Below are 13,005 nucleotides of genomic sequence, written 5' to 3' on the forward strand. Positions count from 1 at the left end.
CAGAACTCAGGAGTCGTATGGGAATCGCTTTAATACCATTTTTTAGGGCGTAAATTATCTTTTTTGTTAAAGGGATATTTCCTATAAAGTCTTTTTATTGCTCTTACTATTCGTAACATTCTTTTTTCAAATTGGTATTAGATATCTGTTTTTGTTGGATTGCGTTTCACTTAGCCCAACCTACATTAACCAAAACTATCAGATGTGAAAAAACCTGCATTTCGATTATCATCATCAATACCAATCAAAATTATCCCATCATCACCACTATAACTAGAATCTAAACTACTATCTGAAGTTGAAGTATAACCATTAGCAACTGCTTGAGTTTTAGCAATACCTTGAGAAACTACTTGTAGTAATTTACGAGGAGAAAAAGATTCTAATTCTACATAAAATCCTGCCTCTAACCACTCTAGTTCATCTTTTGATAAAGTTTGCTTGACTTCTACTGGTATTTTTCGCCCTTGTTCTGCTGATTCATCCGAATTTAAAATCCACATATTTTTACTAGGAAATACATGACGTGGCAATAATCCTAAATCATAAATAATTAGATTATTTCCGCTAAACCATTTAGGACTATTTCGCAGTTCATTGATCGTCGTAACTCCATGGGGGGTAGCACTATGAAAAGCATAAACTTTTAAGTCTGGATTTTGTTTTAACATTTGCATTACTGTACTAAAAATATTTTGGGGATATCCATCAATACTTAGTACAGCGCAATTATGTTCAAAGTGGAAATTATTAGCTATTAAAAACTGAGCAATTTCGGCAGTGTCACAAACAATAACTCTGTCAAAACTATAAGCTTTAACTTCAGAATTAATTTCTATAGGTTCACTCATTTCTTTGGAGGGAGCTAAAACATTTGTCACCTCACCATTAACTTCTTCCCAACGACTCAACCAATGGGGAATTTCACTTTGATGAAACTGAAGTGGTTGAGGTATTTTATGTTGAATGCTTAGTAGTCGCATACCAAAATAAATTAAGAATATTCCTAAACCAATACCTAACAAAAATAAGAAAAATGCTGTATTTGTTACGGTGGAGAATTTAAAAAACCAAACTAAAACAGCAACTAGAATTAATCCTGCAATAATTGGTATAGCTCTGGCAAAACTTCTTCTGGTTTTAGGTTGACACTGCTTTGATTGACTACCCCAAATAAAAAGTAATATCAATGCTAAAAATATTACAGATAAAAATATTTTTATTCCTAGATGAATAGGAATTGCAGATGCGCCTAAAAATACGCCTAAAAATATGCCTAAGAATAATACTAGAAAAGCTGAACATCCCGAGGGGTCAATATTGTTTTTATTCACGAACCGTTTTTCTATCAAATACCACAACTGCTTAGGAGTAAAAAACAAGGTATTTTCAGAGGAAATAGTCTGAATAGAATTGTTGAAAAATATATCTGTAAATCTACTTCCTGCTTTTGGATCAAAAGCAAAAGGATGATTACAATTTTTACATCTACCCCCAGCTTCTGTTCTTTCTTTTAAATTATTATCTGTGTTACATTTGACGCATTTCATCTATTTACTCCCTAACTAAAAATTTGACCATTCAATAAAATATTATAATCTTCTCTTTGACGAATTAATCTATGCTGATTTTTTTCTAACAAAACTTCAGCAGGACGAGGTCTATTTCATTAATTGATAATGGATAATTGATAATTGATAATTACCTCGGGTTTTAACTGTTACGGAATTGAATATAAGGAATATTTTCTTTTTTCATCTATTTACTCCCTAACTAAAAATTTGACCATTCAATAAAATATTATAATCTTCTCTTTGACGAATTAATCTATGGCTACTTTTTTCTAACAAAACTTCAGCAGGACGGGGTCTATTTCATTAATTGATAATGGATAATTGATAATTGATAATTACCTCGGGTTTTAACTGTTACGGAATTGAATATAAGGAATATTTTCTTTTTTCATCTATTTACTCCTTAACTAAAAATTTGACCATTCAATAAAATATTATAATCTTCTCTCTGACGAATTAATCTATGGCTACTTTTTTCTAACAAAACTTCAGCAGGACGGGGTCTATTTCATTAATTGATAATGGATAATTGATAATTGATAATTACCTCGGGTTTTAACTGTTACGGAATTGAATATAAGGAATATTTTCTTTTTTCATCTATTTACTCCTTAACTAAAAATTTGATCATTCAGTAAAACATTATAATCTTCTCTTTGACGAATTAATCTATGGCTACTTTTTTCTAACAAAACTTCAGCAGGACGAGGTCTATTTCATTAATTGATAATGGATAATTGATAATTGATAATTACCTCGGGTTTTAACTGTTACGGAATTGAATATAAGGAATATTTTCTTTTTTCATCTATTTACTCCCTAACTAAAAATTTGACCATTCAGTAAAACATTATAATCTTCTCTTTGACGAATTAATCTATGGCTACTTTTTTCTAACAAAACTTCAGCAGGACGAGGTCTATTTCATTAATTGATAATGGATAATTGATAATTGATAATTACCTCGGGTTTTAACTGTTACGGAATTGAATATAAGGAATATTTTCTTTTTTCATCTATTTACTCCTTAACTAAAAATTTGATCATTCAGTAAAACATTATAATCTTCTCTTTGACGAATTAACCTATGCTGATTTTTTTCTAACAAAACTTCAGCAGGACGGGGTCTATTTCATTAATTGATAATGGATAATTGATAATTGATAATTATCTCGGGTTTTAACTGTTACGGAATTGAATATAAGGAATATTTTCTTTTTTCATCTATTTACTCCTTAACTAAAAATTTGATCATTCAGTAAAACATTATAATCTTCTCTTTGACGAATTAATCTATGCTGATTTTTTTCTAACAAAACTTCAGCAGGACGAGGTCTATGTAAAAAATGAGAAGACATTGCATAACCATAAGCACCCGTATCCAATATAGCTAAAATATCTCCTTTTTCTAAAGCAGGTAACTGACAATTTTTACCCAAATAATCACGGGAATAAGTAGTATTGCCACAAACATCTGTTAAATATAAATCTGACTTATTTATTTCCCGAAAACTAACAATTTCTCGATAACCCCCATGCACAGATGGCACAGATAAATTAGCCACAGTTGTGTCAACTCCAACTATTTGTTTATCTCCCTGCCATTTCACAGAAATAACTTTAGTTAAAATTTGACCTGAACCAGCAATAGCTGCCCTACCAGGTTCAATAATTAATTTAATTTTTATGCCTACTTTTTCTATTGCTGCTGTTAACTCCGCACCAAAAGTTTGCCAGTCAAAAGCTATCCCATTGTGATGATAAGGATAACCAAAACCACCACCAAAATCTAAATATTCCCAGTCTGGTAAAAATTTACCAGTTGCTAATATTGGTTCAATTACTTGAGTAAAAGCTTTAGTAGCATTTGTGCCAGTACCTCGATAAAAATGTAAACCACTCAGTTTTAAACCGACGGAGTTTGTAATTTGAATTGCTTGGGAAAATTCCTCTTGTCGAACACCAATACGACTTTCTCCCGTTAGTTCTGGTAAATTCAGTCTCAAGCCTAATTTTGGCGTAATTTCTCTGGCAAACTTATCTATATATATGTCACAAAATAACTGTAGTTGACTCACACTATCTAAATTAAAAGTAGTTACCCCCCAGTTTAATAGTTGTGAAAATTCTTGAGCGTTTAAGTTACTCCCGCTATAGACAATTTTATCAGGGGAAAAACCTGCTTTTAATCCCAGAAAAACATCCCCCGGTGTATTAGCATGAAGACCCCATTTATACTTTTGAAAAATTTGTAATAAAGATACATTGCCATTAGTTACACTGGCAAAATGAAATTCTGTGTGGGGATAGGGAATAGATTCAGTAATATGATTTATCGTTTTTCTGAGAATCTCACTATCATAAACATACAGAGGAGAACCATAATTTTCTAGTAATTCGTGGGCAAATTCCAGAGAAAAAAGAGTAACAAAATTTGGCATATTTTCTACCATATTTAATTAGGGTTTGCGCTCAAAAGTCTTTTAGCAGGGGGAGGAGTCAGGAGTCAGGAGTCAGGAGTTAAGATAAATGGGAATTTAGAGGAGATAGGAGTAAGAATTGTAAGTAAGATATATTTTTTCCTAATAGACATCTCCAGAAAATAAACTTGCCCTTTATTTGCTATAAACTAGGATTGTAAAAGTCACTCAAAAAATCATTTTCCGTATTTTTTTCCTAAAAACATCTTCCCTGTTCTCTGTTCCTTGCTCCCTATTCCCTATTTCCTACTTTTACAAAAAGTCTATGTTGTTCATTAATTGATAATGGATAATGGATAATGGATAATGGATAATTACCTCTGGTTAAAACCGAGAGGATTGAATATAAGGAAATATTATTTATTTTTTCCCCTTAAAAGGGGAGGCTTTAAACCAGAATTATTTAATTATTAATTATTAATTATTCGGTAACAATGACAAAAATAGGTTGTACTGCATAAGTCCTAATCATGTCCGGATAATTAGCAATCAAAAAACTTTCTCCTTCTATTCTTCTTTCTTCCCTCCTGACTCCTGTCTCCTGTCTCCTGACTCCTCAGCAAATTTAATTTTTAACCTGCTCTATCCACTTCCACCACCAAGGCGGTAATAATAAAGGATTATACCCAGAATTACTAATAGTAGATTCTCCTAAAATTGTTACTCGCCAAATTTCCCAAATCATTAATAACCAGAGAATTTCACCCACACGCCTATTCCTAATTTGCCCCCCTAATTTTCCTTGAATTATCCTAATAGCTATATCCGAAATAAATCTACCTTCTGCTTGTAAAACATCTGGGTTTAACCATTGCCTAATTTCTGACCATAATTCATTTAAACACCAATAACTTAAAGGTACTCCCATCCCTCTTTTTTCTCGCCAAACAACTTCCGGTGGTAACCAAGACTCTACTGCTTTTTTCAATATATATTTTTCCTTTGAACCTTTTAAATTAAATTCTCCTGGTATTTGAAAAGTCCACTCAGTTAGCTCTAAATCACAAAAAGGCGACCGCACAACTAACCCATTAGCAAATGCCAAATTTGTTGCCCTAGGATGAATATTTTGTGCCCCTTTCAAAATCAAACTAGCACGACGTAACTTATGGATTAATCCAGTACAAAAATTATCATCTAAAGCAAATTCTATCCACTTTTCTGCTGAGATATTTTTTACTTTTTCATAAATTTGTGGTTGAAAAACTTTCTGTTCATAACCCCATAATTTATGAAAAGTCTGCAAATATCGTTGAATAAAATTTTCTTGTCTATTGTAAACAGAAGCAGCAATAATTGGTTTATTCGTCCACCCAGCAAATAATTGATCTCCTCCTTCCCCATTGAAAATTACAGAAACTTCTTGAGCTGCAGTTTTACATAATAAATATAAAGGTACTGTCACCCCATCACCAAAAGGTAAATCTAAAGCCTTAACTGTATCTAATAAAGCACCTTTAATTAACTTTGGAGTTACAGATACTTTCATTAAAGGTATATCTAAATGTTGAGCAACTTTTTCTGCATATTCCCATTCTGAAAAACTATTTCTCCCAAAATCTAGAGTATATGCACGCACTTTTATTCCCGCTTGTACTAATAAAGCTGCAACTATTGAAGAATCTAAACCTCCTGAAAGAAAAACTCCTACTGGTTCAGAATTTAAGTCAATAATTTGCCGATTAATCGCATTTTTAAGTAGAGATTGTAATTCTATAATTGCGTTATTTTTGTCTTCAACTTGTACGAGATTTTCTCGCCAGCCATAATGACGTTGAATTTGTATTTCTGGTTCCAAAAAAATTTGTTCTATTCCTGCTGGTACTGCAAAAATATTCTCTACTGGAGTCAGTGGTGTCGGTACATAAGAGAAACAAGTATAACCATAAAATCCAGGAATACTAATAGATGATTCATAAATAATAGGTAATAATAACTTGAATTTAGAAGCAAACCAAATAACTTTTCCTATTTGCGCCCAATATAAAGGTACTCTCCCAAAAGGTTCTCTACCTAAAATTAATTGGTTATTTTCTAACTTTATCCAAGCATCAATAGTATTAGAAATACCAGATGCAGAGAGAGAGGCAATTAAATTATTATCTATGGTTAGTGGTGCTTTTTCTGCACCAATATAACTAATCCCAGCAATAAATTTTTCCCCGTTAACATTAAACACTTTTGCGTTCTTCTCTCCAGTCACTCTAGAGAGAATATTATTTAATCCTTGTGGGAAACCATGTCCCCAATAACCAATAAATTGATATTGCACTTAACTACAAAATCTTACTTAACTGTAAACTCAGTTCGACTGAGAAAGCGATCGCCTAAATACATCTCCACCTGCCAATTTCCCACAGGTGAAGCAGGATGAAATTTATACTTACAAGAAGTCGGCCAAACTGCTTTATTAATTTGCTTAGTTTGATAACTATTTTGATGACTAATTTCACCATTAGAATTAATCCAATTGCACCTTAAAGAAAGTTTTTTTCCTATTGGTGCATCTTGTAGAGTTACCCTATAAAATACTTCTGGATTTTTTTGACTATCTATTATAGTTAAACTTTTTCTACCACTATTTGTTTCAAATGTCAACTGACTTTGTCCTGAATTAGTATAGACATTATTTAATGCTTGTTTTTGAGTCTGAAACCATAAAAAACTAGCAGCTATAACTACTGCCAGCCCAGAAAACACCCCCACAGTAATCAATTTATTTCGCTTCTTCTCTGCTACCAGTGCTTCTCGCCTTCGCCACTGCATCATTGCCTCATCTACCAAGTCAGTAGGCAAATTTAGCTCTTGTAAAATTTGCTGCATCTGTTCTCGATCAATTTCTTCATCGCGCTGTTTAGATAATTGCTCAACTTCTGCCACCAGTTGAGTAAATTGTGCTTGTGTCAGTCGTTCTTCTGTCATATATTTCAAATTCAGTTGAATACTAGACATCTCCAGAAAAGAGGGAGTAGGGAGTAGAAAGATACGATCAGGGGTTCTATATAATTAAGTAGCTGAGAAAAGGATAAGAATAATAGTCAGAATTATCTAGGGATATTCCGGCATTCTATCTCTACATTGAATGGAAGTAGAAAGTGCGATCGCCGTATCACCGGATTTCATTTTAGGATATGGTGAGAAAAAGGTTGAAAAATACTCCCCATCTCCTCATTTCCCCATCTCCCCATCTCCCCATCTCGCCTCTCCGCGTCCCCGTGTCACCGCGTCTCCGTGTCAAATCTTAAAAATCTCCTCATCTCCCCATCTCCCCATCTCGCCTCTCCGCGTCCCCGTGTCACCGCGTCTCCGTGTCAAATCTTAAAAATCTCCCCATCTCCCCATCTCCCCATCTCGCCTCTCCGCGTCCCCGTGTCACCGCGTCTCCGTGTCAAATCTTAAAAATCTCCCCATCTCCCCATCTCCCCATCTCCCTACTCCCCATGTCGCTGCTGATGCCATTGCCAAGCATGGTTAACAATATCTTGCACCTCTGGATATTTCGGAGACCAACCCAATACTTTCCTTACTTTGTCGCTACTTCCTACCAAAATTGGTGCATCTCCTGGCCTGCGATCGCATTCTACTACTTTAAAATCTTTTCCAGTTACCTTCTTAACCGTTTCTATCACTTCCCTGACAGAAAACCCATTACCATTACCCAGATTAAATACTTCACTATCACCACCATTCAATAAATATTCTAACCCCAACACATGAGCATCCGCCAAATCACATACATGAATATAATCCCGAATACAAGTACCATCATGGGTAGAATAATCTGTACCAAAAATTGATATAGCATCTCGCTTACCTAATGCTGCCAATAAAACCAGTGGAATTAGATGAGTTTCCGGATTATGATCTTCTCCAGTTAAACCATTAGGATGCGCCCCTGCTGCATTAAAGTATCGAAAACAAACAGACTTAAAATCATAAGCAACCTCAAAGTCCGAAAGTATTTGCTCTACCATCAATTTACTCGCCCCATAAGGGTTAATCGGATTTTTGGGGTGGTCTTCAGGAATAGGACTACTCTGTGGTTCCCCGTAAATAGCCGCAGTAGAAGAAAATACAAATTTTTTCACAGATGCTGCCAACATTGCTTCTAATAATGTCAGCGTACCTACTACATTATTGTGATAATATTTTTGGGGGTCTTTAACTGACTCTCCAACAAAAAGATATGCAGCAAAATGCATAACTGCCGCTATATTGTGAGTGGCAAAAATTTTGTCTAATAGAGAGCGATCGCTTGTATCTCCCACAATCATTTCTACTTTCAGGACATTTTCTACTATATCCCGATGTCCATAGACAAGATTATCCAGAATTACAACTTCATAACCTGCAGTTTGTAGGGCCTGCACTGCATGAGAGCCAATATATCCCGCTCCCCCAGTCACTAAAATAGTTGGCTTGGTTTGTGACACTTTTCTAGTCTTCCTTATTGCTATTAATTTAGTTATAGCGCTGTGCGCAGGCAACAGGCAACAGCTCCCGAAGGCAACAGGGAGAATAAAAAACCGATAAGATAGGGCTTTTAGCTATTGGACAGTTCTTGTAATTTGTACATAAGCCAGCGCACATTGCTGTGTTAGCTTCCCTGAAATTAATATTCGGTAGGCTTGACATCCTCCCGACGCTGCTCTACGAGACAGCGCGGGATTCCCTAGCATCACTGTTAGGGGCTTTCTGTTTCAATGCACCCGCATAAGCGAGATTTACTCTCAGATGGTCTAAAAGCGCGCTCCACAGACTGACACTGCGAGTCCCGCAGCCAAAATATTTATACTTGCATTAATGTCCCTGTCATGGTGACTACCACACTCAGGGCAATTCCACTCTCTAATATTTAGAGGTAATTTTTCTACTATGTGCCCACAATTAGAGCAACGTTTGGAGCTAGGGAAATATCTATCAACTTTGATTAATTCCCGTCCATACCATTCAGCCTTATACTCTAATTGCCTGACTAATTCTCCCCAGTTGGCATCACTAATTGCTCTGGCTAATTTGTGATTCTTGACCATATTTTTTACCGCTAAATCTTCAACTACAATAGTTTGATTTTCTCTAATCAGTTGAGTCGTTACCTTGTGAGTATAGTCAAGCCTCGAATCTTTAATTTTTGCGTGTATCCTAGCTACTTTAAGCCTAGCTTTTTGATAGTTATTAGACCCTTTAGTTTTTCTAGAGAGAGACTTCTGAGCTAACCTCAGTTTCTTGTGTAATTTGCTTAGATTCTTAGGGTTGGCTACTTTTTCTCCATTACTGATAGTTAAAAGACTGGTAATACCTAAGTCAATACCTACTTGTTTGTTAGTCGGTTTGAGTCTCAAATCTCTGGTATCATTGACTCTCAAAGACACAGACCATCTACCAGAGGGATCGAGTTTCACTGTTATTGTTGTTGGCACACAATCTGGTGGCAGTTGCCTGCTCCACCTGATAGGTAATGGTTCACGACATTTTGCTAAATAGACTTGACCATTTCTCCACTTAAATGCAGACTTTGTAAATTCGGCACTACCACCCGGCGCGCTTTTTCTTAAAGTTTGGGTATTTAGCACGTCCACTAAAAAAGTTGGTGAAAGCCGTCTGTAGATGCCTCAAACCTTGCTGCAATGGCACACAGCTTACTTGTGTCAGAAAATCTAAATCTTCCTGCTGTTTCCAATTGGTAAGCATAGCTGAAGTTTGCTTGTAGCTTACTCTTTCTTTCTGTTCATACCAAGCTTGAGTTCTCGCTGCCAAAGCTTTGTTGTAGACCAAGCGTACACAACCCAACGTCCTCCGCAACAGATTTTCCTGTTCTGGAGTTGGGTAAAATCTAAATTTGTACGCTTTTTCAACCATCTACTATTTACTTAATTTACTTTTACGGTTTAACAGATTATGTGTGAAAGCGCAACATTGATTGGTTTTCCTCCCGACGCTCCCCTACGGGAGAGCGCGGGTCTCCAACCAACGTTGAGATGAAATAACTTTACTTTTTTGTCTTCACCCTACACTATTTTAATTAATTAGGGTTTACCGATCTAATCTAAAAGCACTGAAATATAAAGGTATAAGCATTTTTTAGTTAAAAAAAGTCCAAGCTTTTAGGTCATAATGGTTCAAAAAAGAGCGCATTTTAGGCGTATAGTTGCGCAGAATAATCAAGGGATTATTCTTCCTCCTACCTCCTCTATAATTCCCATTTCTCCTGTCTTCCCCTCCACCGGAGGGGTTAGGGGTGGGTTGTCTCCTGTCTCCTACCCTTGCCCATAAGACAAGTGAAGCGCAAACCCTAATTATATTACAAATAAACAGCAGAATATTTCCAATCCCCAATAAGAGATTGGAACCAGAGAAACTTACTACAAATTAGCAATTTTTTATGTTATGCTTCTAAACTAAAATGTTTTTCAATAACATCAGGAATTTCTGATGAACTAATCCGGCTATAACGGGCTTTGTTAGGCATAATTACTAGATTAGGTCCTGCTTTACACTTTTTCAGACATCCAGTCTTCTTAATTGTCACATGGTCTTGTAAGCCGCGATCGCTTAATACTTCTGATAGTGCTTTACAAACTTTACCTGCACCCCGTTTTTGACAATCTGATTTTTGGCAAACCAAAATCTGAGCTTTTTTCCCTGCACATTTAGAATTATTTCCAGCGATTTCTTCTGGAGATTTACTACAAGTATGTTCAACTTCAGACAACTTCTGCTCTTTTAGCTGGCTAGATAAAGTTTCAACTAATCCCACACTATGATTTTGACATGGTGTTGTTGCATTTTTGCTAAAATATGGTATAATTTTAAAAGCCTTAAGTTCTTCTTCACCAGTTTTCCGATAAACTGTTCTTTCTCCAGTTACCTTTACTCCTAAACCAGGTATTAATACTGATGCAAAAATCTTCCGTAAAGGCTTGGCAAGTTTAACGGTATAATTATTACCCGCTGGTGTCTCTACATTAATATATTTTAGCTTGTAGCCGTCTTTAACGGTAACTTCTTGAATTTGTCCTTCTAAGATAAATTTTGTCATTTGCTTCTTGGATTTTGACATTGTTGGTTATTTCTGCTTGGTTATGGTTATTGATGTGGCTAGGGGAAGGTTTAAATACCTACTAAAAGTAATGTACTTCTACAGATAAATACATTACTTTTACTTTTCTCTAACTTATGGTATTAATTCAGCATATTAGCTAACCTGCCAACAGCGTTGTAACAATTGCACCAATTCGCAACGATTAGCTGTGAATTGTTTTAAAACACTTTCTAATTGGGTAGCTTCATTTGTGTTTTTGAGCTGTACCCGCAATGGCTTTTCTGCTTCACACCAACAATGAATATCCAATTCTTGTAAGCGTTTATAGACTTCCCATCGGTCTACCAAGCTTATTTGTAAAATTTCCTTAGTGTCTGGCCTCTGGTTGAATGTACTCATTTTTTTTCAGTTGCAATATATTAGCACTAAATTTACCGTTAAGACCTCTAGTAGTTATGATGTGTTTCTACCAGAGTAACTATATTTTTGACTATACAATAGCTGCTAAACTTTCTCAATAGTTTGATCGAAAAAATTTGCTAACTTAGAATATCTTCTATCTGTGATTTTGGCTCAGGTTGACTCTCCTATTAACTGTGGTAGACTAAAAACTGTTAGCAATAAACAAAGCTAGATAACTAGCAATTAATAAGGTTAATTGAAAGGAGAATACATAAGATGGCTACAGCAACTCCAGTACAAGTATTTGGTCAGATTGCCGATAACCCAATTGGATTAGAAAAAAGTGTTACCGAACCCATATGTGAGGGTATGAATATAGCTTTGGCCAGTTTCCAAGCTTTATTCCTCCAATATGAGAAACATCATTTTGTTGTAGAAGGAGCAGAGTTTTATCAACTGCATGAGTTCTTTGAAGAAAGTTATGATGATGTAAGAGGTCATGTCCATGATTTAGCTGAACGCTTAAATGGTCTAGGTGGCGTTCCAGTTGCTAGCTTTGCTAAGTTGGCTGAAATGTGCTGTTTTACTCCTGAAGAAGATGGAAGTTTTAGCTCTAGAACTATGGTCGAACATGACCTAATAGCAGAACAAGATGTTGTTAAACTTCTGCGCCGTCTTGCTGCACAAGCTGAAAGCTTAGGCGATCGCGCTACTCGCTACCTCTATGAGCAAATTCTACTCAAAACTGAAGAGCGTGCATATCACTTAGACCACTTCCTTGCTCCAGACACATTAGTAGTTTTGAACTAGGTTCAGATACTTAATTAAGTAGCAATTTTAAGAATTTTCTGGCAAATGAACTATACAAAAAAAGCTAGTAGATGCAACACCTAAACTTGTGTTGTTATAGAATCTTTATACACTAGCAAAAACTCTATTTCAGTAGGTATTTGTCAGCAAAGTTTCAGAAATTCCACTTCTTAAACTTTAATTGCCTACAAAACTTTCACTCAGATATAGAACACTAGAAGACAACTGGCAGAGAGGTACACCCATTCTCTCTGTCAAATTTTTTTTGCTAGATAAGTAGTTCCTTACTAATTCAAAGTATACCTCTGTTGCAAACTTTTTGCAACTACTCTAAATAAAATTTAATTTTTGTAAAATTTGTTACTGATTTTTGAATTATGAATTATATTATTTCCGGATAAGAGCGTGACAGCTACTCTAATGGTTCCATATTTGATGAATTTTGGTCTTATCTGAACAGTATTGGGCCATATTGACAGAGTGATCGCTGTCAATCTTACTTGTATATAATAATGTAGTAGTAGCTCGTCCAGATTAAAAATGTGGGTAAATATAGGCCGATAATATTAAATTTACCGAATAATTAGGGCTTGTTGATTAAATATCAAAGCATTAACTGATATTGATTTCAGCCTTTTTTGGTTGAAAAAAGTGCAAGCTTTTCGGTCTAAAGAGATGCATAAAGCTAGTATTTTGA

General features: G+C 35.3%; 8 protein-coding genes and 1 pseudogene. 1 reads left to right on the plus strand and 8 read right to left on the minus strand.

Features of this window, described 5'->3' with window-relative positions; translation table 11 throughout:
• Window positions 1-185: 185 nt before the first annotated feature.
• The 8 genes and pseudogenes from F6K54_RS28280 to F6K54_RS28315 all read right to left on the minus strand — a co-directional run bounded on the left by F6K54_RS28280 (window position 186) and on the right by F6K54_RS28315 (window position 11,495).
• On the minus strand, window positions 186-1,550 hold the full coding sequence (locus tag F6K54_RS28280) for a hypothetical protein (protein ID WP_293085121.1): 1,365 nt from the start codon (window positions 1,548-1,550) through the stop codon (window positions 186-188).
• Between the two features lie 1,259 nt (window positions 1,551-2,809).
• Window positions 2,810-4,015, minus strand: a complete 1,206-nt coding sequence (locus F6K54_RS28285) for a decarboxylase (protein ID WP_293085122.1) — start codon at window positions 4,013-4,015, stop codon at window positions 2,810-2,812.
• 604 nt (window positions 4,016-4,619) lie between these two features.
• Window positions 4,620-6,326, minus strand: a complete 1,707-nt coding sequence (locus F6K54_RS28290; protein ID WP_293085124.1) for an asparagine synthetase B — start codon at window positions 6,324-6,326, stop codon at window positions 4,620-4,622.
• A gap of 14 nt (window positions 6,327-6,340) precedes the next feature.
• Complete coding sequence (locus F6K54_RS28295) at window positions 6,341-6,976, minus strand: hypothetical protein (RefSeq protein ID WP_293085126.1); 636 nt, start codon at window positions 6,974-6,976, stop codon at window positions 6,341-6,343.
• Window positions 6,977-7,485: 509 nt separating this feature from the next.
• The gene (gene galE / locus F6K54_RS28300; RefSeq protein ID WP_293085128.1) at window positions 7,486-8,487 is read right to left on the minus strand and encodes a UDP-glucose 4-epimerase GalE; all 1,002 of its coding nucleotides are present in this window, start codon (window positions 8,485-8,487) and stop codon (window positions 7,486-7,488) included.
• A 217-nt stretch (window positions 8,488-8,704) separates the two neighbouring features.
• Window positions 8,705-9,913, minus strand: a pseudogene (locus F6K54_RS28305) (RNA-guided endonuclease InsQ/TnpB family protein).
• A 526-nt stretch (window positions 9,914-10,439) separates the two neighbouring features.
• Window positions 10,440-11,114: a (2Fe-2S) ferredoxin domain-containing protein gene (locus tag F6K54_RS28310; RefSeq protein WP_293085131.1), complete on the minus strand. Its 675-nt coding sequence runs from the start codon at window positions 11,112-11,114 to the stop codon at window positions 10,440-10,442.
• 135 nt (window positions 11,115-11,249) lie between these two features.
• Entirely contained in the window at window positions 11,250-11,495 is a 246-nt protein-coding gene (locus tag F6K54_RS28315; RefSeq protein WP_293085133.1) for an Asr1405/Asl0597 family protein, read from the minus strand.
• A 279-nt stretch (window positions 11,496-11,774) separates the two neighbouring features.
• Here F6K54_RS28315 and F6K54_RS28320 point away from each other — a divergent pair, with 279 nt between their 5' ends.
• Window positions 11,775-12,308 (plus strand): Dps family protein, encoded by a 534-nt coding sequence (locus tag F6K54_RS28320; RefSeq protein WP_293085136.1) that lies wholly within the window; start codon window positions 11,775-11,777, stop codon window positions 12,306-12,308.
• Window positions 12,309-13,005: the final 697 nt, after the last annotated feature.

This window comes from Okeania sp. SIO3B5 (assembly GCF_010692555.1).
GTDB lineage: Bacteria > Cyanobacteriota > Cyanobacteriia > Cyanobacteriales > Microcoleaceae > Okeania.